Here is a 25591-nt window from a genome sequence, read left to right as displayed (position 1 = left end):
ACAACAAAGAGGGTAGAACAGTGAAAAAACTTCTTCTCGCAGGCGTTGCCCTGCTGGTAACGGCCAATATTGCGGCGGCCCGCGACATCACCATCGCGCAAAGCTCGGATCTGCGCAGCAACAATCCTGGCGTGAACCGCGACGGCAATACGGACGGGGTTATCCTGCACATCGTGGAAGGCCTTGTCGGTTATAACAATGCCGGAGAGGTGAAGCCGCTTCTGGCCGAAAGCGTCGAGGTTGCGGCTGACGGCCTGACCTATACGTTCAAGCTGCGCAAGGACGTGAAATTCCACAATGGCAAGCCGCTCACCGCAGAGGATGTCGTCTGGAACTGGACGCGCTACCTGAAGCCGGAAACGAAGTGGGCGTGCCTCAACGATTTCGCCGAGGGCGGAGCAGCTCACGTCACGGGCGTCAAGGCCACGGATGCCTCCACGGTCGAGATCACCCTCGAAAAACCCTCCGCCGTTTTCCTCGGCCTGATGTCGCGGCCGGAATGCGGTTATACCGGCATGATCTCACCTGAATCGGTTGCTGCCGATGGCAGCTTCGCCAAGCCCGTCGGCACCGGGCCGTTCCAGTGGGACGAGTGGAAGAAAGGCGAATATATCCGCCTCGCCAAATTTGCCGATTATGTTTCGCCGGCAAATGACGGCAAGCCGGACGGCATGGTCGGCTCCAAGCGGCCGCTCGCCGACGGTATCAAGTTCATGGTTATTCCCGATGCTTCGACCGTGAAGGCCGGGCTTGAATCCGGTGTGCTCGATACGGCCGAGATTTCGCCCGATCTCATTCCGGAATTCAAGACCAATGAGAAGATGCAGCTCATTGTCGCCCGCAACAACGGCAAGAACCTGTTCTACATCCAGACCCGCGACAAGGTGCTGAGCAGTCCCGGCGTGCGCCGCGCCATGGCGATGGCTCTCGATCTCGATGAGCTGGTCGCTGCCGCATCGAACGGTACGGGTGAAGCCAACGGCTCGATGGTCTCGCAGGACTCGGTTTATTATGACGAGGCCCAGAAAAAGCGCCCGGCCTATGACGTCGAGGCCGCGAAGAAGGAGCTGGAGGCCGCCGGTTACAAGGGCGAGCCGATCTCCATCATCGCCAACAAGCGCGGCAACGTGCCGAGCTTCCCGGCCGCCGTCATGGCGCAGGCCATGATGCAGCAGGCGGGTCTCAACGTGCAGATCGAGGTGCTGGACTATGCCACGCAGGTGGATCGCCGCCGTTCCGGCAATTATCAGGTGATCTCACAGTCGGTCGCCCCGCGTCTCGACCCGGCCCTGATGTATGCCTTCTATGTCGGCAACAAGGACAAGAATGCCTCGCTGATGTGGGATGATCCGAAGGCGATTGAGCTGATGAAGGCCGCCTATGTCGAGGCCGACCAGGTAAAGCGCCAGAAGATTTTCGATGAGTTCCATGAGCTGATGCTGAAAGAAATGCCGGGCATCTTCCTTTACGACATGGTCGATGTCTGGGGCGCGACGAAAAAGCTGAAGGGCCAGCCGGTCTGGCAGTCGAACGCCCGTCTCTGGGAAGTCTCGGTCGACAACTGATCCACTATGCCCGCGCCGGAGGCGGACCCCGGCGCGGGCTTTCCATCATAGAGCGTAAGGATTTGGCGGTGCCTCCGCCGAAGCGCTTGCGCGTGCCCGAAAAGGGCGGAAATGCGAGGACAAGCCATGAACCGTGACGCCGTGATGTCGATTGCCGCCGAAGTCGAGACGATGAAGCCCGATTTCACCACCTTGAGCGACAGCATCTGGGATTTTGCCGAACTCAAATTCGAGGAGCAGCAATCCGCTGGCGTTCTGGCCGCCGCGCTTGAGGAAAACGGCTTTGCGGTTCGCCGCGGCGTGGCAGGCATGGAAACGGCGTTCATCGGCGAATTCGGCAGCGGCAAGCCGGTCATTGCCTTCCTCGGCGAATTCGATGCGCTGGCCGGCATGAGCCAGGTGGCCGATGTGGCGCAGGTGCAGCCGCGCGAACCCGGCGCCACCGGCCATGGCTGCGGCCACAACCTGCTTGGCGTCGGCTCGCTGATGGGGGCTATCGCGCTCGCCAGGCATCTGAAAGCCAATAATCTGCCCGGCACGGTGCGTTATTACGGTTGCCCCGGCGAGGAGGGCGGTTCCGGCAAGACCTTCATGGTGCGCGCCGGCCTGTTCGACGATGTCGATGCGGCGCTGACGTGGCATCCCGCGCCCTTCAACGGCGTGCGCTCCACCAATAATCTGGCCGCGCTGGAATATTTTTACCGTTTCAAGGGTGTTGCTGCTCATGCCTCCAACGCTGCCCATCTGGGCCGCTCGGCGCTCGATGCCGTCGAACTGATGAATGTCGGCGTCAATTTCCTGCGCGAACACATGCCGCAGGATTGCCGGGTGCATTATGCAATCACCGATACCGGCGGCAAGGCGGCGAATGTGGTGCAGGCCAATGCCGAAGTGCTCTATCTGATCCGCGCCCCGGAAATGCGCCAGGCACTCGATCTTGCCGCGCGGGTGGACAAGGTCGCGCGTGGTGCTGCCATGATGACCGAAACAGAGGTGGAAATCGTCTTCGATACCGCCTCCACCAATCTCCTGCCCAACATCACGCTGGAAGCGGCGATGCATGAAAACATGGTGGCGCTAGGCCCCATCGCCTTCGACGAGGCGGATATCGCTTTTGCCAAACGCATTCAGGACACTTTCACCGACGAGGCGATCAAAAGCAGCATCAGGCTCTATCAGATCAAGGGCGATGTCTTTTCCAACCGGAAGATTGACGGGTCGACACCCCTGCATCTCGGCCTGCGCGATTTCGAGGGTCAGTCGCATTTTCGGGCGGGTTCCACCGATGTCGGTGATGTCAGCTGGGTGACGCCAACCGCACAGTGCTGGACGCCCGCCTGGGCGATCGGCACCAATCCGCATACCTGGCAGGTGGTGGCGCAGGGCAAAAGCCCCGCCGCCCACAAGGCCATGGCCCATGCGGCCAAAGCACTCGCGTCGACCGGCTTTGCGCTCATGACCTCGCCTGAACTGCTCGCCAGTGCCAAAAGGGAATGGCAGGAAAAGACCGAGGGCAGCAAATATGTCTGCCCGATTCCCGCCGATGTCATGCCCGGTTCCCATCGATAGAACGTGCTGCACCAACACGCCCATTCTGCTGAACCCGTTCCCTTATCGCGTATTTTCGCCGGTGGAATGGTGCCTCACATGGGCGCGGCAAGCGAAAAGATGTGACCCGCCGGTGGCCTTGCCAATGGCGGGGTCTGCGGGTCCGGCATTGAAAACGGACCTTCCGCCATATTCCTCGTGATCCTCGGTTTCGGCCCGAGGATCCACGATTTCAACGGCTTATCGATCCTCGCCTGAGGAGTGGGGGTAACGTTGAAAAAGCTTCGGCGCGGTTCCCGGCAGTCCGCCCCGGAACTCCTTCCTCCTGAAATCCTCCTTAATCACCGCCTTGTGTGCCGCTTCGCCGCCTTGCCGTGAAGAAAGCATTGACGTTCGGGCCAAAAATGGAATAAATATATCGAACAGACAGAAAATCGGTTTCATTATTCCGTTTTCTGTTTGTGAGGAGGTAGCGGCGGGCTCTCGGGTTCGCCTCCGGCTGGGAGAGGTGGCGCCGGACACCGAGGAGGAGAAAACAATGAAGAAATTTATCATCGGCGCAGCCATGTCTGTGCTTCTGGGCACGGCGGCGCATGCGGAGACTGTCGGCGTCTCGATGGCGCTGTTCGACGACAACTTCCTGACCGTGCTGCGCAACGGCATGCAGGATTATTCCAAGGAACTGAAGGGCGTGACCCTGCAGGTCGAGGACGCCCAGAACGACGTTGCCAAGCAGCAGAGCCAGATCCAGAATTTCATCGCGTCCAAGGTCGACGCGATCATCGTTAACCCGGTTGATACGGATGCGACGGCGGCCATGTCGAAGCTCGCTGCAGACGCCAAGATTCCGCTGGTTTACGTCAACCGCCAGCCGGTGAACGTCGATAGCCTGCCGGACGGCCAGGCATTCGTCGCCTCCGATGAGACGGTTGCCGGCACGCTTGAAGCGAAAGAAGTTTGCCGCCTTCTCGGTGGCAAGGGCAATGCGGTCATCATGATGGGTGAGCTTTCCAACCAGGCGGCACGCATGCGCACGCAGTCTGCCAAGGACGTTCTGAAGACCGACGAATGCAAGGGCATTTCGGTTGTTGAAGAGCAGACCGCGAACTGGCAGCGCACGCAGGGTTCCGACCTCGTGACCAACTGGCTCTCCAGCGGTATCGAATTCAATGCCGTCATCGCCAACAACGATGAAATGGCGATTGGCGCGATCCAGGCCCTGAAGGCCGCAGGCAAGGACATGAAGAGCTATGTCGTCGCCGGCGTTGACGCCACGCAGGACGCCCTTGCCGCGATGCAGGCGGGCGATCTGGATGTGACGGTGTTCCAGGATGCGGCAGGGCAGGGCAAGGGCGCTCTCGATGCTGCGCTGAAGCTCGTCAAGGGCGACAAGGTGGAGAAGAAGGTCTACATTCCTTTCCAGCTCGTCACGCCTGAAAACGTCAAGGACTACGTGGCCAAGAACTAACGGCCGTCTTCCGGCATCTGCGCCCGTTCAGATCGATATTGGAGGCAGATGCCGGTTTCCGACGGCGCCGAAGACAAGCTTCGGTGCGCGAGCGGATTACGATTGAATTTCAGTGAATTCAAAGTGTTGCAGCGCCTTTCATGTCGTGATCGACATGGCGCTGCAAGCCTCCCCGGAGGCAAGGTGCGCCGTCTGGCAAAGCCTGTTTCCGGTCATTTTTGTCTATTGTGGAGGATGAGATGGTCGTCAGTCCATCGACAATGGCCGCCGTGCGCGCCAGCGGAGCCGTGCCGAATGCGGAGTATCTTCTCGCTGCGGAAGGCATACGCAAGGAATTTCCCGGCGTCGTGGCGCTTGATGATGTGCAGTTCAAGCTGAAGCGCGGCACCGTGCATGCGCTGATGGGCGAGAATGGCGCCGGAAAATCGACGCTGATGAAGATCCTGGCCGGCATTTACCAGCCGGACAGTGGAGAAATTCGCCTGAAAGGCGCCGACATACGTCTCGATTCCCCGCTCGATGCGCTGGAAAACGGCATTGCCATGATCCATCAGGAACTGAACCTGATGGCCTATATGACGGTGGCGGAAAACATCTGGATACGACGCGAGCCGAAGAACCGGCTGGGCCTCATCGACCATGGCGAAATGTATCGCCGCACCGAAACGCTGCTGGAAAGGCTCGGCATCGATCTCGACCCGGAAACCCGCGTCGGCGAGCTTTCGGTGGCAAGTCGCCAGATGGTCGAGATCGCCAAGGCGGTTTCCTATGATTCCGACGTTCTCATCATGGACGAGCCGACATCTGCGCTGACGGAGCGCGAGGTGGAGCATCTCTTCCGCATCATCCGCGATCTCCGGGAACGCGGTATCGGTATCGTCTACATCACCCACAAGATGAACGAGCTGTTCGAGATCGCCGATGAATTTTCGGTTTTCCGCGACGGCAAATATATCGGCACCCACGCCTCGACCGATGTAACGCGTGACGACATCATCCGCATGATGGTGGGTCGTGAAATCACCCAGATGTTCCCGAAGGAAGAGGTTCCGATCGGCGACGTGGTGCTTTCGGTCAAGAATCTCACGCTCGACGGCGTTTTCCATGACATTTCCTTCGATGTGCGCGCCGGTGAAATTCTCGGCGTTGCCGGCCTTGTCGGATCGGGCCGCTCCAATGTGGCGGAAACGGTGTTCGGTGTAACGCCCGCATCCTCGGGCACGATTGCAATCGACGGCAAGCCGGTTTCGATCGACAGCCCGACGACGGCTATCAGTCACCGCATGGCGTTCCTGACGGAGGATCGCAAGGATACGGGATGCCTGCTGATCCTGAATATTCTGGAGAACATGCAGATCGCCGTCCTGCAGGACAAATATGTAGCCAATGGCTTCGTGCAGGAAAATGCGCTGTCGGATGCCTGCGAGGAGATGTGCCGCAAGCTCCGGGTCAAGACGCCGCATCTTTACGAGCGCATCGAGAACCTGTCTGGCGGCAACCAGCAAAAGGTGCTGATCGGCCGCTGGATGCTGACCAAGCCGCGTATTCTCATTCTGGATGAGCCGACGCGCGGCATCGATGTCGGGGCCAAGGCGGAAATTCACAAGCTGGTTTGCGAGATGGCGCGCCAGGGCGTCGCCGTCATCATGATTTCCTCCGAAATGCCGGAGGTTCTGGGTATGAGCGACCGTGTCATGGTCATGCATGAAGGTCGGGTGACGGGCTTCCTCGATAGAAGTGAAGCCACGCAGGTTAAAGTGATGGATCTCGCATCGCGGTGAGGCGCGCCGGGATTTCTCGAGGAGGAATGATTATGAATACGAACGCCGCCGCCAACACAGAGTTGGACGCAAAATCTGGACGCAAGCCGCACCGGCGCATCCCGCCGGAGGCCAATATCTTTTTCGTGCTGATCGGCATCGCGCTGGTTTATGAAATTCTCGGCTGGATTTTCATCGGCCAGAGCTTCCTGATGAACCAGCAGCGCCTGACGATCATGATCCTGCAGGTCTCGGTGATCGGCATCATCGCGGTCGGTGTCACGCAGGTCATCATCACCGGCGGTATCGATCTCTCTTCCGGTTCCGTCGTCGGCCTGACGGCGATGCTGTCCGCCAGCGTTGCGCAATCGTCCACATGGCCGCGGGCGCTTTATCCGGGGTTGACCGATCTGCCCTTCTTCATCCCGCTGGCCGTCGGCATATTGGCTGGCGCCCTTGCGGGCTTCATCAACGGGCAACTCATCGCCCGCACCAAAATTCCGCCCTTCATCGCAACGCTTGGCATGATGGTGACGGCGCGTGGTCTTTCCAAGTGGTATACGAAGGGTCAGCCGATCTCCGGTCTGACGGACGGTTTCAACTTCATCGGCACGGGCATCTGGCCGGTCGTGGTGTTCCTCGTCGTCGCCGTCATCTTCCACGTGGCGCTGCGTTACACCCGCTATGGCAAGTTTACCTATGCCATCGGCGCCAACCAGCAGGCGGCACGCGTATCCGGTATTAATATCGAGGCGCATCTGATCAAGGTCTATGCCATTGCTGGCCTGCTCGCCGGTCTCGCCGGTGTTGTCACCGCCGCCCGCGCACAGACGGCGCAGGCCGGCATGGGCGTGATGTATGAACTCGACGCCATCGCCGCAGCCGTCATCGGCGGCACATCGCTCGCCGGCGGTGCCGGCCGTATCACCGGAACGGTGATCGGCACCATCATCCTCGGTGTCATGACGTCGGGCTTCACCTTCCTCCGGGTGGACGCCTATTACCAGGAAATCGTCAAGGGCCTGATCATCGTGGCCGCGGTCGTTGCCGACGTCTACCGACAGAAGAAACGCGCAAAGCGCTAAATCCTCCTCCCAGACTTGGGGCAGGCCTTCAGGCTTGCCCCTTTTTTATGTTCCTGTGAGCCGAGGGGGATCGGCTAAGGTTCATGCCTTGCTGTTCCGATAGTCGTGGACGGCCTTGCCGAAGGCCTCGAACAAAGCGCGCGACGGGGCGTCGGTCTCAGCCCAATATTCCGGATGCCATTGCACGCCGACGGCAAATCCCTTGGCGTCGATGACCGAAACGGCCTCGATGGTGCCGTCCGCCGCTGTCGCCTCCACCTGCAGGCGTGGCGCGGTCTCGGCGATCGCCTGTCGGTGCAGCGAATTGATCTGGATTTCGCCCGACATGCCGAGATGCTGCGCGATGCAGGAGCCTTCGCGCACATGCACAGGCTGGCGAATGGCGAAGGCCACGTCGCGGTCGTCATGTTCCGGCTTGCGATGGTCCCATATGCCGGGCTGTTCCTGAATTTCGGAAGCAAGCGTACCGCCCAGTGCGACGTTCAGCTCCTGAATGCCGCGGCAGATGGCCAGCATCGGGATGCCACGTTCGATGGCGCGGCGGATGAGCGGCAGGCTGGTGGCGTCGCGGGCCTGATCGAACGGGCCGTCACTTTCCTGCGCTTCTTTTCCGTAAAGGGCAGGATGCACATTGGTGGCGGAACCGGACACGAGCAGGCCATCCACCCGGTCGAGAATGGCGTCTACCTCGTTTCCGTCCTCGAAGGCCGGAACGATGAAAGACATGACACCAGCCACTTTCAGCGCGGCGGAAACATACTGGTTCTGCGCGGCGTGCCAGTCGGCTCCGGTGAAATGCCGGATGTCGGCGGGAACGGCGATAATGGGTTTTGGCATGGTGGCTCCGGGACGAATCTTCGAAATTTGTGCGACTGCCGGCTGGCCAAGTCAAGCACGCGTTTTGCGTTATGACGATCCTTTATGCGCCTAAAGTATAAGGCGATGCCGGGATATTTCAGTTGAAAATAAAGTACGAAGCAGAGTTTCCGAAAATTCCCGGAAAGGCCGGTTTTTCCGCGATTAATTCTTGGTGCGGGTGCTTGTCAGCCGGGCCGTAACCGTGCTTACTTTGCTGCGATGCCTGAACAGCAACGAGGGGAATTCAAAGCTGCGGGCAGCGTTCATATCTGGGAGGATATAGATGGATCGCCGTTCCTTTATGAAAAAAGGTGCGCTTGCGGGAGCTGCCACGGCAGCGCTGGCCGCGCCCGCCATTGCACAGCAGAATACCAAGATCAACTGGCGCCTGACGTCGTCGTTTCCGAAATCGCTCGACACGATCTATGGCGGCGCGGAAGATATTGCCAAGCATGTCGCCGCCGCAACCGACGGCAATTTCACCATCCAGCCCTTTGCCGCCGGTGAAATCGTGCCCGGCCTGCAGGCGGCCGATGCCGTATCGTCCGGCACGGTGGAAATGTGCCACACCTGCTCCTATTATTACGTCGGCAAGGATCCGACCTTCGCCATCGGCACGGCCATCCCTTTCGGCCTCAATGCCCGCCTTACGAACTCATGGTTCTATGAAGGCAACGGCAACAAGCTGCTCAACGAGTTTTACGCCAAGCACAATCTCTACGGCATGATTTCGGGCAATACCGGTGCGCAGATGGGCGGCTGGTTCCGCAAGGAAATCAACACCGTCGACGATTTCAAGGGCGTGAAGATGCGCATCGCCGGTCTTGCCGGCAAGGTGGTGGAAAAGCTCGGCGTGGTGCCGCAGCAGATCGCCGGCGGCGATATCTATCCGGCGCTGGAAAAAGGCACCATCGACGCGGCGGAATGGGTCGGCCCTTATGACGACCACAAGCTCGGTTTCCAGAAGGTGGCGAAATATTACTATTATCCCGCTTTCTGGGAAGGTGGCCCGGTCATCCACTCCTTCGTCAATCTGGAGAAGTGGAACAGCCTGCCGAAAAACTACCAGACGGCACTGCAGGACGCCTGCGCCTTCGCCAACACCAGCATGATGGCGAAATACGACGCGAAAAACCCGATCGCCATCAAGCAGCTCGTCTCTGAAGGTGCGGTGCTCAGGCCGTTCAGCCAGGAAATCCTCGAGGCCTGCTACAAGGCCGCGCTGGAAGTCTATGCCAATATTTCGGCCTCCAATCCGGACTTCAAGAAGATCTACGAAGATCAGGTCGCCTTCAAGCGCGAAGGTTATCTGTGGATGCAGCTTGCGGAATACACATTCGATACTTTCATGATGATCCAGCAGCGTAACGGCAAGCTCTGATTATTCGGTGACGGCGGACCGAGCAAAGGCCCTGGTGATTTCGGTCTCCGGGGTTTTTGTTGTGCGTGCATGCCTTCACGCATCCGACAACAAAGGATGATTTACGATCAATTCCGTTGTGGGCAAAAGCAGCAGGCTCCGGGGCCAGCCGGAGTGTCGGCGGGGATTGGCCACGCCGACCTCGGCAAAGGCCTTGCTCTCAACTGTGGAGGTGATGCGATGTGGAAAACGCTGAGCATTGCATTCGTCATTAGGAAAAACCGGACAGGCTGGTCAGTGACTGTCCGGTTCCATTTCTAAAGAGAATAAACGGAAGGCAGGGGCGCAACCCTGTCTTCCACTCCGCAATCATAAGCGTTTCGCCCAGTCCTTACAAGACGCCGATCAGGGTCCGATCTTCGGGGGCTCGCCAAGATTCGGCATACCCGGCAATCCACCCGGCTGGCCGAAATTGGGCATGGTGTTGCCACCCTGATTGCCGAAGGCGGGCACTTCGATCTTGATGGAGTTCAGATCGACCTCGGGCGCCTTGTCCAACCAGTAGGTGACGGATTCCGGCCAGAAGATCACGATGGCGACGAGGATGAGCTGCATGCCGAGCCATGGGATGGCGCCCATGTAGATATCCGATGTCTTGACCGTGCGCGGCGCGATGGAGCGCAGGTAGAACAGCGCAAATCCGAAGGGCGGATGCATGAAGCTCGTCTGCATGTTGATGCAGATCAGAACGCCGAACCAGATGAGGTCGATGCCGAGCGACTGGGCGATCGGCGCCAGCATCGGAATGACGATGAAGGCGATTTCGAAGAAATCGAGGAAGAAGGCGAGGAAGAAGATGAAGATGTTGACGAAGATCAGGAAGCCGATGGGGCCGCCCGGAATGCCCGACAGCATATGCTCGATCCAGAGCGAACCGTCCATGCCCTGAAAGACGAGGGAGAAGCAGGTGGCGCCGACCAGAATGAACACCACCATCGAGGTGATATGCATGGTGGAATGCATGCCCTGCTTGATGAGGTCCCAGGTGAGGCGGCGGTGCGCGGCGGCCAGCGCCATGGCGCCCACGACGCCGAGCGCACCGGCTTCGGTGGGTGTTGCAAGGCCGAGGAAGATGGTGCCGAGCACGAGGAAGATCAGCACGATAGATGGGATCATGCCTGCCAGCACGCGGAACACCAGCGCCCGGTTGAGTTCTCCCCGCGCTTCCGGCGGCAGCGCCGGCAGGTCCTTCGGCCGCACGACCGACATGAACAGGATGAAGAGCATGAAGATGGCGACCTGCAGGATTGAGGGGCCGATGGCGCCCAGATACATGTCGCCGACGGATTTGCCGAGCTGGTCGGCAAGCACGATCAGCACCAGCGAAGGCGGGATGACCTGCGTGATCGTTCCCGATGCGGCGATGACGCCGGTGGCAAGCCGAGGATTATAACCATATTTCAGCATGATCGGCAGCGAGATGACGCCCATGGTGATGACCGAGGCGGCAACGGTGCCGGTAATCGCGCCAAGGATCGCGCCGACGATGATGACGGCATAAGCGAGACCGCCCGGAATGGCGCCGAACAGTTTGCCGGTCCCTTCAAGCAAATCTTCCGCAAGCCCGCATCGCTCGAGGATCGCGCCCATGAAGGTGAAGAAGGGGATGGCGAGCAGAAGGTCGTTCGAGACGATGCCGAAGATGCGCAGCGGCAGGGCCTGAAGAAAGGCCGGCGAAAAATGCTCCGTGAAGATGCCGATGACGCCGAAAACGAGACCGACGGTGGCGAGCGAGAAAGCAACCGGAAATCCGTAAAGCATGAAGATGATCATGCCGAGGAACATCAGTGGCGGAAGAATACCATATTCGAACATGGGAAATATCCTGAAGGTTCAGATCGGTGCGATCATTGCAGGGGTTTTTCGTACTTCGTATCGAGCGCATAAAGCCCGTTGAGGGCGCCTATGCGCTTGATGAGTTCGGAAAAACCCTGAAGAACCAGAAGGGCGAAACCGGCGAAGATGATGAATTTCACCGGCCAGCGGATGAGGCCGCCGGCATTGGAGGACATTTCGCTCTGATGCCAGGATAGCGTGAACATGGGCCAGGAAAGCCAGGCGAGGTAAAAGCAGCCGGGAAGCAGGAACAGCACGATGCCGATAATGTCCACCCAGATGCGGCTGCGCGGTGAAATCGCGCCATAAATGATGTCCACTCGCACGTGTTCATTCATGCGCAGCGTGTAGGATGCGCCGATCAGCACGATGAAAGCGAACATGTACCACTGGATTTCCAGCCAGCCGTTTGAACTGTAGTTCAGGGCGTAACGGACCATGGCATTGCCGGCGCTGACAAGGCAGCAGATGAGCACGAGATAACCGGCAACCTTGCCCAGAGCTTCGCTTGCAAGGTCTATCAGCGCACTTAGTTTTAAAAGCGATTTCATAACTTTCCCCTCTTCCCTTTTCGGGCCCTTTGCGGGTTTATGGCGGAGAGCAAAGCCGGGCGCCCCTGCTGCGGCCACGCCTCCACGTGCTTCCGCTGCCACAGGTTCCAGAGTTCCTCCCCACAGAATCCCGTGTATGGTCAGGCGGTTCGAAAAGCAACCAAAACCACCATGAAACAGCTTGGTGGACCGCCGTTTTCAACCGTTTGCGAAAGAATGTTGCCCTATGACATATTTTGCCCGGTTGAGCGGCAACGATGCATGCCGCTGCCGCTCTTTCACTGAGAACGCATTGCGCTTTTCGGCGACTTCATGTTACCTCTGGTTACGGAGAATCCGGCATTGGCCCGTGATCGTCCACGGGCAGATTTTCCGTGCGACGGGCATGACGGATGGAGCACAAGGGGAAGCGGAATGAGCGAACACCACACGGGTCCTGTCGAAGTCGGCGCCGAGATGAACTACGCCGAGCACGAAAAGACCTATAACGGTTTTCTGGCCTTGACGAAGTACGGCACCATGATGCTGTGCGTGCTGATGCTGGCCATGGTCGCGGGTTTCTTCACCACCGCCGGCTTCCTTGGCGGTCTGGTCGTCTTCGTCGTGCTGTCGGCTGCGGGTTTCTTCTTGCTGCGCTGAACGATCCCGTTCATGAGCGGTTCCCGTTGCGGGGACCGGGCGATGCCGGATAACCGGAAAGGCCAAGCCATGAAGCGTCTGTTCTATTGTCTGTTTCTGCTGGTGGCGATTGCGCATCCCGCTTTGTCACGCGATCTTTCACCTGCCGAGCAGGATAGTCTTCGCACACAGATAGAGCGATTTCAGACGGCTTTGAGCGCACAGGATTTCGATGTCGTCGGCAAGACGGTGCCGCCGAAAATCTTTGAATTCATCGCAGGCGAAGCGGGTATTACCGTGGAGCAATTGCGCGGCGCTTTGACCGCGCAGATGCAGATGGCGCTCGCGGCGGTCAAGATAACCGAGTTCACCATGGATACGCAGGCGATCAGCCTTGTACAAACGTCTGATGGAACGCCCTATGCGCTCATTCCGACCAGGACGATGATGGAAACCGGCGGCCAGACGATCGAGGCGAAATCCCACACGCTGGCGCTGATGGACGGTGCGGACTGGTATTTGCTGCGGGTAAGCGACCAGCAGCAGGTCACCATCCTGCGCAAGGTCTATCCGTCCTTCGCCGAGGTGGTGTTTCCGGATGGTTCTATGCAGCCGGTGAAATAGTCCCGTCTTCCTGAACTCAGGAAAAACGTCCCGGCCGGAAAGGATCGACCGAGATTTCCGTCTCCTCACCGCTGGCCAGTTGCGTCACCAGACGGGCGGTTGCTGCCGATTGTGTCAGCCCCAGATGGCCATGGCCGAAGGCATAGATGACGGACGGCGTGGCGCGTGCCGTGCCGATGACGGGAAGACAGTCCGGCATGGATGGGCGGAACCCCATCCATTGTTTCCCGCCTTCCAGTTTGAGGCCGGGCAGGAAGCGTCCTGCTTTCTTCAGCATGGCTTCCGCACGGCGGAAATTCGGCTTCAGTTCCAGCCCGCCGAGTTCGACCGCGCCGCCAATGCGGATGCCCGTCGATAGCGGAGTGACGACGAAGCCATGGTCGTTGAAATAAAGCTGGCGCGTCAGGTTGAAAGCCTCGGGGGAAAGGGTGGTGTTGTAACCACGTTCGGTTTCCAGCGGCACGATGTTGCCAAGCGTCGCGGCAAGTTTTCTCGACCACGCGCCGCAGGCGATCACCACTTTGTCGGCATCGATCTTGTCGCCATTTTCCAGCGTCACGATCGTACTTTCGCCCACGGCATCGATGCGTTCGGCCTCGCCTTTGCGCAGGCTGGCGCCGCGGGCGATTACCAGATCGAAAATGGCACGGGTGAAATCGTAAGGGTCGGAGACCTGCAGGCCATCCGGCGAAAACATGGCATGGCGGAACTGGGGCGCGAGACCCGGCTGCAGTTCTTCGATTTCGGGGCGGCCGACGCGCTGAAAGGTGAAGCCAGCGCTTTCCTTTTCGTCCCAGTCCCTGCGGGCGGCATTGAGACTTGCCTCGCTGTCATAAAGATCGAGCGTGCCGGTTTTCGAAACGAGATGCGAAAGTTCCGGCATCGCGGCGACATGGGCCATTTCCATGGCAGCCAGCCGGTTGATGTCGGTGAGTGACTTCAGCCCATGGCGAAAGTTGCGCTCGGCGCTCGCGCGCCAGAAACGCCACAGCCAGGGTGCGATCTTCGCCGCATAGGCGGGCGGCACACTGAGCGGGCCGAGCGGATCGAACAGCCAGCGCGGCGCTTTTTTCATGATGCCGGGAGCGGGAATGGGGATGATTTCAGGGAAGGCCAGAATGCCGGCATTGCCGGAACTCGCGCCCCGGGCAACCTCGCCGCGCTCCAGCAGCACCACCTCGCGTCCGGCATTCTGCAGATAAAGCGCCGCCATGGAACCGATAATGCCGGTGCCGATCACCAGCACATCGCATTTCAGGGTTTTGGTCATCGGCGCTCCTGCAACACAAATCTTTCAACCCCGCATAACAATGAATGCCGCCCCGATGAAAGGCCGTATCGTGTTGCCGGCGCAGAAATATCAGCACTGTGGCAAATAAGCGGTCCGAAATAGACAAGGCGAATATATTCGCGATGAAGCATACCGGCAGTCGATTGAGGCTCCGGATCAATAGTTATAGTTCATTATTAATCGCTATTTAACGGTGTCCGGCTAGTTTCGCGTGCAGGCGGGCCGACCGTTTTTCATCTCTATATTTCGAGGGTGGAACAGGTCTGCATATGGATTACTGTTTGAGGGTTCAAAAAGATGTCTCACTTTTCCAAACTCGGTCTGGATGCTTCTGCGGTGCTTGATGCGCTGAGCCGCTCACAGGCCATCATCGAGTTCGATCTGACCGGCAAGATTTTGAAAGCGAACGATAATTTCTGCAAGGCCGTCGGCTATCAGCAGTCTGAAATCGTTGGGCGTACCCACAGTATGTTCCTGTCTCCCGAAGATGCGGCCTCGCCCGAATACAAGAGCTTCTGGGCGAAGCTGTCGCGTGGCGAATACGATCAGGGTCAGTATCGACGTCGGGCCAAGAATGGCGACGAAATCTGGATCGAAGCTTCCTACAATCCGGTGTTCCGTTTCGGTAAACCCTACAAGGTGGTCAAGATTGCAACCGACATCACCTCGATCAAGCGCAAGAGCGCCGAGGATGACGGGAAACTGGCAGCGCTCTCCCACGCGCAGGCCATAATCGAATTTACGCCCGAAGGGAAAATTCTCAGCGCCAACGAAAATTTCCTCGCGACGCTCGGTTACACGGCGGAAGACATCATCGGCAAACATCATTCGATGTTCTGCGAGCCTGCCTATGCCCAGTCTCAGGACTATCGGGATTTCTGGAAGGAACTCGGAAAGGGCAACTTCTCGACGGGGCAGTTCATGCGCCTTGGCAAGGATGGCAAACGCGTCTTCATTCAGGCCTCCTATAATCCGATCATCGATGATCGAGGCCGCGTCTTCAAGGTAGTGAAATTCGCTTTCGATGTGACGGACCGGATGCATGCGGTCGAGGAACTTGGTGCTGCGCTCGAGCGGCTTTCTCAATGCAATATCCGAATTACGCTGGACAAACCCTTCGTCGGCGAATTCGAACGGCTGCGCCACGATTTCAACAAATCCATCGCTGAATTCCAGAAGACGCTGGAAAACGTTCTCGGCCAGACCGGAGACCTGACCCGCAGCAGCCAGGAAGTCAGCGAAGCCTCCGTCAATCTCGCCGACCGTTCGCGTGAGCAGGCGGTGGCGCTCGAGGAGACTTCGGCAGCACTCGAAGAAATCACCGCGACGGTCCGTTCCTCGACAGAAAATATGCAAGAGACGCGCAAGCTCGTTCAGAGCGCGCGGACATCCACCGTGGCTTCCACCGAGGTCGTGGAGCGGACGGTCGATGCCATGCAGCGTATCGAGACGGCTTCGCGGGAAATCAGCCAGATCATCGGTGTGATCGACGAAATCGCCTTCCAGACGAACCTGCTGGCGCTAAATGCCGGCGTGGAGGCCGCGCGTGCGGGGGATGCCGGCAAGGGTTTTGCCGTCGTGGCGCAGGAAGTGCGCGAGCTGGCGCAGCGTTCCGCCAATGCCGCGAAGGAAATCAAGGCGCTGATCAACAATTCCGGCACCGAGGTTCTGGAAGGCGTCAGGCTGGTGGGCGAAACCGGCGAAGCGCTGAAGCAGATCGACGCGCTGGTCAGGCACATTGACGGCAATGTCGACATGATCGCCAAGGCGGCGGACGAGCAGGCCGTCGGCATCAGCGAGATCAACAAGGCGGTCAGCCGGCTGGACCGGATGACGCAGGAGAATGCGGCGATGAGCGCCCGTACAACGGTGATCAGCACGACGCTGGCGCAGGGCGCGGATGCGCTGGCGCAGCTTGTCAGCCTGTTCAAGCTGAACCGCCGTACGGTGCAGCGGGAAGACGGATCGTCCACCCGCCCGGATACTCTGAATACGGCCCGGCGCGACCAGACGTCGGCACGGGCGGCCGCGTAAAGGAGCGGGCTCAGGCCCGCTTCAGCTTGAGAATGAGATTTGGTGGATGCGGATGCCTTTTGAACGGGCATCCGCATGGCTTTTTCACCGCAGCGCCGGTCGTTCGATACCGAGGTGGTCGCGCAGCGTTGAGCCTTCGTAGTCCTTGCGGAACAGGCCGCGCTCCTGGAGCAGCGGAACGACCTCGCGGTTGAATTCCTCCAGCCCGCCGGGGAAGAAGGGCGGCATGACGTTGAAACCGTCGGCCGCACCGTTTTCGAACCATTCCTGCATTCGGTCCGCCACATCCTTGGCCGTGCCCATGACGATATGGTGGCCGCGGCCGGCAGCGACGCGCAGCGCAAGTTCCCGGATCGTCAGCTTTTCGCGGCGCGCCAGTTCGGTCAGAAGTTCGGCGCGGCTGCGCAGCTGGTCGGAAATCGGCAGGTCCGGCAGCGGACCGTCGAGATCGTAATCAGTGAGGCTGTGGCCGATGCGTTCTTCAAGCAGCGGCATTGCGCTCTTGATATCGGTCCAGCGGTTCAGTTCCTTCAGTTTTTCGCCAGCCTCTTCAAAGCTGCTGCCGATGATCGGCATGAAGCCGGGCATCACGGCGACGCTCGCCGGATCGCGGCCGAATTTTTCCACGCGGGCTTTAAGGCTCGTATAGAAGGCCTGCGCTTCGGAAATCGCCTGCTGGGCGGTGAAGACGATATCGGCGGTGCGGGCGGCGAGATCCTGCCCCGGACCGGAAGATCCGGCCTGGATGAGAACCGGGTGGCCCTGCGGCGAACGCGGAATATTGAGCGGTCCCTTGACCGTGAAATATTTGCCCTCGTGGTTGAGGATATGGACCTTTTCCGGATCGACGTAGCGGCCCGCCTGCTTGTCCTTGACAAAGGCGTCGTCATCCCAGCTGTCCCACAGGCCGCGAACGACATTCACATATTCTTCCGCCACCGCATAACGCTCGTCATGCTCGGGATGGTCCTTGGAAAAATTCGCCGCCGTGCGGGCATAGGATGTGGTGACGATGTTCCACGCCGCGCGGCCGTGGCTCAGATGATCGATGGAAGCGAAGGCGCGGGCGGTGTGGTAGGGCTCGCCATAGGTGGTGGAGGCGGTCGCGGCCAGCCCGATCTTGTCGGTGACCATGGCAAGGGCTGCCAGCAGGGTCAGCGGCTCGAAACGGGCAATCATCGAGGGGTGGGCGTCGACGCCGCTGGTCAGGCCGTCGGCCAAGAATACCATGTCGAACTTCGCGGCTTCGGCCATTTTCGTCACACGGGTGAGCAGATCGAAATTTTCGCTGCCGGCTTCGGCATCGGGGTGACGCCAGCCGGAAACGTGGTGCCCGGCGCCCTGCAGGAAAAGGCCGAGATGCATCTGTCTTTTGCGTGTCGTGGTGGTCATGGGAATCATGCCTTCATGTCGGTCGAGTTATATTTGCGATACCAGAAGCGTTTCGAGCTTCCTGAGGTCGGCTGCGGTTTTCATGGACCGCACCAGTGCCGGAATGCCGGCGAATTTCTCATTGCCGCCGGTTGCGTCGGCGAATTTTTCGGTCGGGTCATCGATGCCGGGGAGGCCATCGACACGGCGTGACAGCACCGTGCCGTCCTTCTTCGTCACGTCGATGACCACGAACCGGGTGGTCGGATCGGGCGAGAGGCGGCGGGCGGTCTCGTCATGCCGGCGTGAGACTTTTGCGGAAAGGGCGAGCAGGTCGCCGCGTGTCGGGCGCTCATCGAAATGGCCGATACCGAGCGCTCCATCAGTTAGCGCTGCGGCAAAGACATATTCGGCGCTGAAGCGTGCATCGATGCCGGTCGTGGGCGTGGCCGGTCCGACGAGGGCGGCATCGCCGCCCGGCGGGAAGGTGATGGTGACAGTTTCGATCTCATCCGGCGTCAGATCATTGCTGTTGCGCAGCGCCAGCGCGCCGACGGCAACGGGATGGCTGGCGGTGCAGCAGGGAAAGGCCTTGAGGGTGAGGCCGGGCGAGACGATCTGCCAGGGTGCGCCCCAGCCGGAGAGAACACGTTTCGGCTGCTCGGCGCCGAAGGCGTAGGCGGAATAAAAACCGATGGGGTTTTCCAGAAAATCCGGCGCGCCCTGGAAACCTGATCGCGCCAGCCGCGCGGCGGTGAGGCCGGCGCGCGTGGCGAGCCCGGCATGCAGCGGCTTGGCGTCATAACCGAATTGCAGACGAAGCCCGGCCGATTGGGTGGCAGCGAGGCCGAGCGCCACGGCCGTTGTCTGCGGATCGAATTTCAGGAGATGGGCAATCGCCGCCGAGGCACCAATGGGGCCGAGCGTGGCGGTGGCGTGGAAGCCGTTTTCGTAATGTTTGGTGCCGAGCGAGAGGCCGAGACGCGCCATGGTTTCCAGCCCGACGATATAGGCGGCGATGAAGGCATCCGCCGTGGAGCCCTCTTCGACCGCGATAGCCAGCAAAGCGGGAATGATGGCGACGGTTGGGTGGCCGCGCACGCTGCCGTGGACATCGTCATAATCAAGCACATGCCCGGCGTGGCCGTTGATGAGGGCGGCGGTAAAGGCATCCGTGCGCAGATCGTGGCCGATAATGCCCGCCGTGCCTGACGTACCGGGTGTAAAGCTGTCGATCAGGATTTTCGTGCTTCTGTCGGCGGCGCCGCCCAGCACGCAGGCGAAAAAATCGATCAGCGCCGTGCGGGCGATGGCCACCGCCTCGTCGTCGCGTAAAGGATCGGAGGCGGCAATCGCTTCGGCAAGATGAAGGGTGAGTTTTTCGTCGGCGGCCATGGCATCAAATCCCTTCGCCGTCATTGACCCGCGCCACCTGTCCGCCGAGACCCTTGACGAAGGCGTTGATGCGCGGATTGGTCGACTTGTAGAAGATGTGCTCCGGCGTGCCCTGATCGACGATCAGGCCGTTTTCGGTGAAGACGATATTGTCGCTGATTTCTTCGGCAAAACGCATTTCGTGCGTGACGAGAATGCTGGTCATGCCATCATTGACGAGATCGCGGATAACGGCGAGCACTTCGCCCACGGTTTCCGGGTCGAGCGCGGACGTGACCTCATCGAACAACACCAGTTCCGGCCGCATGGCAAGCGCGCGGGCAATCGCCACGCGCTGCTGCTGGCCGCCGGAAAGCTGGCCGGGATAGGCATCGACCTTCTGGGAAAGACGCACTTTTTCCAGCAATTCGCGGGCATGGCGCTCGGCTTCAGCTTTCGGCGTGCCGAGAATCTTGATCGGCGCGATGGTGATGTTTTCCATCACCGTCAGATGCGGAAAGAGGTTGAACTGCTGGAACACGATGCCGATGCGTTTGCGCAGCGCGATGCGCTCAGCCTCGGTCTTGAGCTGGTCCACCCGCGTGCCGCCGACGGTGATCTTGCCCGATTGCGGGATGAGCAGGCCGTTGATGCAGCGCAGGATGGTGGACTTGCCGGAGCCGGAAGGGCCGATGATGGAGACGGCGTCGCCCTTGTTCACGGTAAGGTCGATGCCCTTCAGGACCTGATTGTCACCGAAGGACAGGTGTATGCCTTCCAGTTCGACCAGAGCTTTTGCGGCGGTTTGTGGTGCGGGTGCGGACATGGCTTGTTCCAATCAGCGGGAAGCGAAGCGCCGCTCGAGGCGCTGCGTGAAACGGGAGACGGGATAGCAGAACAGGAAGAACGCCATCAGAACGGTGAGGTAAACCACCACGGTGAAATCGTTGCGCTGAACGGCGGTGCTGGCGTCTGTCGCGGCGTGCAGAAGTTCATGAACGCCGACCAGCGAGGCGAGCGCCGTACCCATGGTGATCGACGCATAGAGGTTCATCCATGGCGGCAGCGAGCGCTTCACGCATTGCGGCAGGATGATCCAGCGCAGTGTCTGGTTGCGCGAAAAACCCAGCCCCTGCGCCGCTTCCCATTGTGCCGTCGGAATGGACTGGATGGCGCCGCGGGTGATTTCGGCGATATGGGCGCTAGCCGGAATGGCGAGACCGACCACGGCCTTGATCCAGTCCGGGAAGGGAATGTAGTTGCCGAAGGCGACGATCTCGAAGGGGAAGATGTAGGTCGCGGCAAAGATCAGCACCAGATGCGGGGCGTTGCGGAATATCTGCACATAGGTGAGCGCCGGCGCGCGCACGAGGCGATAGGGCGCAAGCTCCATGATGCCGAGGAGGACGCCGATGAAGGTGCCGATGGCGATCGCAAGGATGCTGATCAGCACGTTCATGGCAAAACCCTTGGCCAGATAGGGCAGCCATTGCAGCAGCACCTGGCCGAGCGAAGGATCGAGGATCAGCCACAGAATGACGGCAATCAGCACGCCGAGCAACAGAATGGTGCCGAAGGGCGGCTTCTTCACCGCCTGTGTTGGAGAAACCACCGCACTCATTGACCGAACCCCGGAACCGCAAGACGCCGTTCAAGCCAGAGACCGGCCCTTGCGACGATAAAATTGATGACGCTGAAGAAGATCAGGATGACGATCATCAGCTCGACCACATTGTCGCGCTGCGTCCAGATCAGGATCGAGGCATAGGTGATTTCACCCACCGCAATTGCCGAACCGACCGTGGTGAGCTTCACCAGATTGACGAGGTTGTTGATGATGGAGGGCAGCGCCGTGCGGATGGCCAGCGGAAACTCCACATAACGTAAAATCTCGAAGGAGCTGAAACCGATCGCGCGCGCCGCCTCGATGGTGGTGGCCGGCACCGCCTCGATACCGCCACGCAACGCTTCCGCATGGAAAGCGGCAATGTGCAGGCCGGTAATGGCGACGACCCAGAAAAAGGGTGTCAGCGGATTGTTCTGCGCGCCGCCCAGCGCATTGGAAATCAGCATGTTGAGCACGAGGAAACCGCACATCAGCTGCACCAGCGTCGGCGTGTTGCGCGTCAGTTCCACATAGGCGCGGACGGGACCGGCAAGCCAGACCTTGCCCGATGTCAGCATGGCCGCGAAAATGAAGCCGAAGACGAGGCTGAGCGGCAAAGTGACGGCGACGAGGATCAGCGTCATCTTCATGCCGTCGAGCCAGATCTGAACCTCGTAACCGCTGTTCAGAAAATCATAGTTGAGGCCGAGATGCGCGGCCAGTTCTATGAAGCGCGCTGTAAATCCATCCTGCATCGGAAATCCATGCTGTTGTCGCGGGTGCGCCGCCCTGCAGGCGGCGCCAGAATGACCTGTCTTGCTTTAAAGCAGAAAAGAACGGCGGGCGAAACCGGCCGTTCCTGATGGTCATAGGAAATCACTCCGCCTGTTCGGCATCATCCTCACCCTGCGGTGAGGACAGGCAAGGAACGGAGAGACCCTGCGCCTGTCTTATTGCGCCGAAAGTTTCTTCTGCTGCTCTTCCATATAGCCGATGCTCGGCAGACGGTTGGCCTTGGCGAATTCGAGCATCTTGCCGGATGCGTGCAGTTCCTTGACGATCTTGTCGAGAGCGGCCTGCGTGTCGCTTTCGCCCTTGCGCAGCCAGATCACGGAATCAGACGGGATCAGGTCGGTGGGGATGAGGATGCCGTAATCCTTCCACTCATCGGCGCGGTCCTGAAGCATCAGGCTCAGCGTGCCGTTGACGTGAACGGAGACGTCGCAATTGCCGCCCTTGAGTGCCAGCAGCGATTCCGGCTGGCTCGGCAGCGCCTTTACCTGCGCGCCATATTGCTCGATCAGCGGCTGGGTGTAGTTCGAGCCTTGCGAAACGCAGGCGATCTTGCCCTTCAGGTCCGGCCAGTCCTTGATGCCACTGTCCTTGCGGCCGATGGCGGCGCCACCCTGGCGGTCATAGGGGGTCGGTACGTAATCGAGCGTTTTGGCGCGCTCTTCCGTGTACTGCATGTTGGCGATCAGAATATCGACCTTGCCCTGCTGCAGGAACTGCACGCGGTTGGGCGGGGTCACGGTTTCGGTGACCAGCTCGACACCGAGGCCGGCGGCCAGCGCCTTGGCGACGTCGATGTTGAGACCCTTCTGCTCCTGCGTCTTCGGATCGATAAAGCCGAAAGGCGCGCCGGAAAGGATAACACCGACAGTGAGCTTGCCGCGACCCTTGATCCGGTCGAGCGTTGCATCCGCGTGAGCGGCGGTGGCCATCGAAGCGATGACGACGGTTCCGGCAATGAGTTTTGCGGCAAATTTGGAGAAAGAGAGGGCCATGGGTATTTCCTTTTGATTGTAGGTGGAAACTACATGAGGCACCCGCCAAGAGCGAGAATTGGCATTGCGTGAAAAATAGTATGAATAAAATCCGGTTCCAATAAATCTTTTGGAGGGAAAAATTATCCTAATAATTTGAGATCGTAGAATCTTGTTCTTTGTCCGCTTCTCAGTGGGAGCGGGAGAGTAAATCTGGCGCAGCATACGGGCCGCATCGTCCATGGAAAGCGAGCGACTGCGGCTTTCGCCTTCTCCCCGCCGGAGAGAAGGTCGCGGCAGCGGGATGAGGGGCAAGGGGGCGGTCTATCGCTGACGTGGCCCCCTCATCCGACCCTTCGGCCACCTTCTCCCCCTCGGGGAGAAGAAACGTGCTGAACGTCCCGGCCCGTGTCAACGACCGGCATTATAGGCCGCGATTGCCGCCATATTGACGATATCGCTGTCCTTCGCCCCCATCGAGGTGATCTGGACCGACTTGTCGAGACCAACGAGAAGCGGGCCGATGACGGTTGCGCCGCCCAGTTCCTGCAGCATCTTGGTGGAGATGGAAGCGGAATGGATGGCGGGCATGACCAGCACATTGGCCGGGCCGGAAAGCCGGGCGAAAGGATACTGGCTCTGCATGCGGTGATGGTTCAGCGCCACATCAGCCGACATTTCGCCGTCGACCTCGAAATTGACGTTGCGCCTGTCGAGGATTTTCACCGCCTCGCGCACCTTGTCGGAACGTTCGCCGGTCGGTTGGCCGAAGGTGGAATAGGCGAGCATGGCAACGCGCGGCTCGTAACCGAAACGGCGGGCAAGATGGGCTGCTTCTTCGGCGATATCGGCCAGGTCTTCCGCATTCGGCATGTCATGCACGGCGGTATCGGCAACGAAGACGGTGCGGTTGCGCGAGACCACCAGCGAAACGCCGATGACGCGATGGCCGGGCTTGGTATTGATGCAGCGGCGGATATCCTCCAGCGCCGTCGAATAGTTGCGGGTAACGCCGGTGACCACGGCGTCCGCATCGCCCATAGCCACCATGCAGGCGGCGAAATGGTTGCGGTCGTTGTGCACAAGACGCTGCACGTCGCGCAGCAGGAAACCGCCGCGCTGCAGACGCGCATAGAGATAATCGACATAGGCATCGACGCGGCTGGAAAGGCGGGCGTTGGTGATCTCGATGTTGGCGCGGTCGAGATCGATGCCCGCGCGTTCCGCATTGGCCTTGATGATATCGTCACGGCCGAGCAGGATGGCGGTGCCGAGGCCCTGCGCGGTGAACGAAATCGCCGCGCGCATAACCTGTTCTTCTTCGGCTTCTGCAAAGACCACGCGCTTCGGCGAGCGGCGCACCCGCTCGTAAAGGCGCTGTGTGGTGGACGCCATCGGGTCGCGGCGGGCGGAAAGTTCGCGGGCATAGGCGTCGAGGTCGGGCAGCTCCCGGCGGGCGACGCCGGTTTCGATAGCGGCTTTCGCCACGGCCACCGGAATGGCGGAGATCAGGCGCGGATCGAAGGGGACCGGAATGATATATTGCGATCCGAAGCGCGGGCGGTTGCCCTGATAGGCTGCGGCCACATCGTCAGGCACGTCTTCGCGGGCAAGATCGGCGAGCGCCTGTGCCGCCGCGATCTTCATCGCGTCGTTGATCTGGCTGGCGCGGACATCGAGAGCGCCGCGGAAGATATAAGGGAAGCCCAGGACGTTGTTGACCTGGTTCGGGTAGTCCGAACGCCCGGTCGCCATGATGGCGTCGTCGCGGATGCGCGACACTTCCTCGGGGGTGATTTCCGGGTCCGGATTGGCCATGGCGAAGATGATCGGCTTCGGCGCCATGGAACGGATCATTTCTTCGCTGAAAGCGCCCTTCTGGGAGAGGCCGAATACAACATCCGCGCCCTTCATGGCTTCCGCCAGCGTGCGGTTGTTGGTTTTCACCGCGTGGGCGGATTTCCACTGGTTCATGCCTTCGGTACGGCCCTGATAGATCACGCCCTTGGTATCGCAGAGCGTGATGTTTTCAGGGTTGAAACCCATGGCCTTGATGAGGTCCATGCAGGCGATTGCCGCAGCACCCGCGCCATTGCAGACGAGCTTCGTGGTCTTGAAGTCGCGGCCCGTCAGTTCGATGGCGTTGATGAGGCCGGCGGCGGCGATGATGGCGGTGCCATGCTGATCGTCATGGAATACGGGAATGTCCATCAGCTCGCGCAGGCGGCTTTCGATGATGAAACATTCCGGCGCCTTGATGTCTTCCAGATTGATACCACCGAAGGAGGGGCCGAGGTAACGCACGCAATTGATGAACTCATCGGCGTCTTCGGTATCGACCTCAAGATCGATGGAATCGACATCGGCGAACCGCTTGAAGAGAACGGATTTGCCTTCCATGACCGGCTTGGAGGCGAGCGCGCCGAGATTGCCGAGACCGAGGATGGCGGTGCCGTTGGAGATGACCGCAACCATGTTGCCGCGCGTGGTATAGTCGTAAGCGGTCGCCGGATTTTCGGCGATGGCTTTCACCGGCACGGCCACGCCCGGCGAATAGGCGAGCGACAGGTCCCGCTGCGTCGCCATCGGTTTGGTCGGGGTGATTTCCAGTTTCCCCGGTCGGCCTTCCGCGTGGAAATCCAGGGCTTCCTGATCCGTAACCGATGTTCTGGTGCTGGCGGGTTTGGTCGTGTCGGACATGGGCTGAGCGTGCTTTCGTGTCGATAACAGTGTAAAAATATCCGCCGTTGTTATTGTATTTTTCGCGCGCCTGCCAAGCCTTGAATGTTGTTCAATGCAGCAAATTTAAGCGTGAT

20 protein-coding genes are annotated in these 25591 nt (G+C 59.8%); 9 read left to right on the top strand and 11 right to left on the bottom strand.

Annotated features, from left to right (window positions below; genetic code table 11):
* Positions 1-20: 20 nt before the first annotated feature.
* The 5 genes from FGF54_RS16750 to FGF54_RS16725 all read left to right on the top strand — a co-directional run bounded on the left by FGF54_RS16750 (position 21) and on the right by FGF54_RS16725 (position 7426).
* On the top strand, positions 21-1565 hold the full coding sequence (locus FGF54_RS16750; RefSeq protein ID WP_168208163.1) for an ABC transporter substrate-binding protein: 1545 nt from the start codon (positions 21-23) through the stop codon (positions 1563-1565).
* A 126-nt stretch (positions 1566-1691) separates the two neighbouring features.
* Positions 1692-3134: a M20 family metallopeptidase gene (locus FGF54_RS16745; protein ID WP_142780474.1), complete on the top strand. Its 1443-nt coding sequence runs from the start codon at positions 1692-1694 to the stop codon at positions 3132-3134.
* Between the two features lie 517 nt (positions 3135-3651).
* Complete coding sequence (locus FGF54_RS16735; protein ID WP_003524584.1) at positions 3652-4581, top strand: sugar ABC transporter substrate-binding protein; 930 nt, start codon at positions 3652-3654, stop codon at positions 4579-4581.
* Between the two features lie 239 nt (positions 4582-4820).
* Positions 4821-6362 carry a sugar ABC transporter ATP-binding protein gene (locus FGF54_RS16730; RefSeq protein WP_142780473.1) on the top strand — a complete coding sequence of 514 codons (1542 nt, stop codon included), beginning with the start codon at positions 4821-4823 and terminating at the stop codon, positions 6360-6362.
* A 32-nt stretch (positions 6363-6394) separates the two neighbouring features.
* Entirely contained in the window at positions 6395-7426 is a 1032-nt protein-coding gene (locus FGF54_RS16725; RefSeq protein ID WP_003524582.1) for an ABC transporter permease, read from the top strand.
* 81 nt (positions 7427-7507) lie between these two features.
* On the opposite strand, the gene FGF54_RS16720 is transcribed toward FGF54_RS16725, so the two are convergent.
* A complete protein-coding gene (locus tag FGF54_RS16720; RefSeq protein WP_020813283.1) occupies positions 7508-8263 on the bottom strand; it encodes a gamma-glutamyl-gamma-aminobutyrate hydrolase family protein in 756 nt (251 codons plus the stop codon).
* A 304-nt stretch (positions 8264-8567) separates the two neighbouring features.
* Here FGF54_RS16720 and FGF54_RS16715 point away from each other — a divergent pair, with 304 nt between their 5' ends.
* Positions 8568-9665 carry a TRAP transporter substrate-binding protein gene (locus FGF54_RS16715; RefSeq protein WP_003524575.1) on the top strand — a complete coding sequence of 366 codons (1098 nt, stop codon included), beginning with the start codon at positions 8568-8570 and terminating at the stop codon, positions 9663-9665.
* A gap of 384 nt (positions 9666-10049) precedes the next feature.
* Here the strand turns inward: FGF54_RS16715 and FGF54_RS16710 are convergent, their stop codons facing one another.
* Complete coding sequence (locus tag FGF54_RS16710; RefSeq protein WP_003524574.1) at positions 10050-11519, bottom strand: TRAP transporter large permease subunit; 1470 nt, start codon at positions 11517-11519, stop codon at positions 10050-10052.
* 32 nt (positions 11520-11551) lie between these two features.
* Positions 11552-12091, bottom strand: a complete 540-nt coding sequence (locus FGF54_RS16705) for a TRAP transporter small permease subunit (RefSeq protein WP_020813285.1) — start codon at positions 12089-12091, stop codon at positions 11552-11554.
* A 414-nt stretch (positions 12092-12505) separates the two neighbouring features.
* Between FGF54_RS16705 and FGF54_RS16695 the strand changes: the two genes are divergently transcribed.
* Together FGF54_RS16695 and FGF54_RS16690 are read left to right on the top strand one after the other, a co-directional pair.
* Entirely contained in the window at positions 12506-12730 is a 225-nt protein-coding gene (locus tag FGF54_RS16695; RefSeq protein ID WP_003524572.1) for an aa3-type cytochrome c oxidase subunit IV, read from the top strand.
* A 69-nt stretch (positions 12731-12799) separates the two neighbouring features.
* Entirely contained in the window at positions 12800-13333 is a 534-nt protein-coding gene (locus FGF54_RS16690) for a hypothetical protein (RefSeq protein WP_210247437.1), read from the top strand.
* A 16-nt stretch (positions 13334-13349) separates the two neighbouring features.
* Here FGF54_RS16690 and FGF54_RS16685 read toward each other — a convergent pair whose 3' ends face one another.
* On the bottom strand, positions 13350-14603 hold the full coding sequence (locus FGF54_RS16685) for an FAD-binding oxidoreductase (RefSeq protein ID WP_142780472.1): 1254 nt from the start codon (positions 14601-14603) through the stop codon (positions 13350-13352).
* A 318-nt stretch (positions 14604-14921) separates the two neighbouring features.
* Here FGF54_RS16685 and FGF54_RS16680 point away from each other — a divergent pair, with 318 nt between their 5' ends.
* The gene (locus FGF54_RS16680) at positions 14922-16658 is read left to right on the top strand and encodes a PAS domain-containing methyl-accepting chemotaxis protein (protein WP_142780471.1); all 1737 of its coding nucleotides are present in this window, start codon (positions 14922-14924) and stop codon (positions 16656-16658) included.
* A gap of 84 nt (positions 16659-16742) precedes the next feature.
* Here FGF54_RS16680 and FGF54_RS16675 read toward each other — a convergent pair whose 3' ends face one another.
* The 7 genes from FGF54_RS16675 to FGF54_RS16645 all read right to left on the bottom strand — a co-directional run bounded on the left by FGF54_RS16675 (position 16743) and on the right by FGF54_RS16645 (position 25475).
* Positions 16743-18059 carry an LLM class flavin-dependent oxidoreductase gene (locus tag FGF54_RS16675; protein ID WP_168208161.1) on the bottom strand — a complete coding sequence of 439 codons (1317 nt, stop codon included), beginning with the start codon at positions 18057-18059 and terminating at the stop codon, positions 16743-16745.
* Between the two features lie 18 nt (positions 18060-18077).
* Positions 18078-19424: an MmgE/PrpD family protein gene (locus tag FGF54_RS16670; protein ID WP_142780469.1), complete on the bottom strand. Its 1347-nt coding sequence runs from the start codon at positions 19422-19424 to the stop codon at positions 18078-18080.
* A gap of 4 nt (positions 19425-19428) precedes the next feature.
* Positions 19429-20229 carry an amino acid ABC transporter ATP-binding protein gene (locus tag FGF54_RS16665; RefSeq protein WP_020813292.1) on the bottom strand — a complete coding sequence of 267 codons (801 nt, stop codon included), beginning with the start codon at positions 20227-20229 and terminating at the stop codon, positions 19429-19431.
* A gap of 12 nt (positions 20230-20241) precedes the next feature.
* Positions 20242-21024, bottom strand: a complete 783-nt coding sequence (locus tag FGF54_RS16660; RefSeq protein WP_080854538.1) for an amino acid ABC transporter permease — start codon at positions 21022-21024, stop codon at positions 20242-20244.
* Complete coding sequence (locus FGF54_RS16655) at positions 21021-21764, bottom strand: amino acid ABC transporter permease (RefSeq protein ID WP_003524557.1); 744 nt, start codon at positions 21762-21764, stop codon at positions 21021-21023. The genes FGF54_RS16660 and FGF54_RS16655 overlap by 4 nt, the downstream gene beginning before the upstream one ends.
* A gap of 195 nt (positions 21765-21959) precedes the next feature.
* Positions 21960-22796 (bottom strand): transporter substrate-binding domain-containing protein, encoded by an 837-nt coding sequence (locus tag FGF54_RS16650; protein ID WP_003524556.1) that lies wholly within the window; start codon positions 22794-22796, stop codon positions 21960-21962.
* A 390-nt stretch (positions 22797-23186) separates the two neighbouring features.
* Complete coding sequence (locus FGF54_RS16645; RefSeq protein WP_020813293.1) at positions 23187-25475, bottom strand: NADP-dependent malic enzyme; 2289 nt, start codon at positions 25473-25475, stop codon at positions 23187-23189.
* Between the last annotated feature and the right edge of the window lie 116 nt (positions 25476-25591).

It is taken from the genome of Agrobacterium sp. T29 (genome assembly GCF_006970545.1).
Lineage (GTDB): Bacteria > Pseudomonadota > Alphaproteobacteria > Rhizobiales > Rhizobiaceae > Agrobacterium > Agrobacterium leguminum.
The sequence above is the reverse complement of the archived record's forward strand: the minus strand, read 5'-3'. Positions and strand labels throughout refer to the sequence as shown.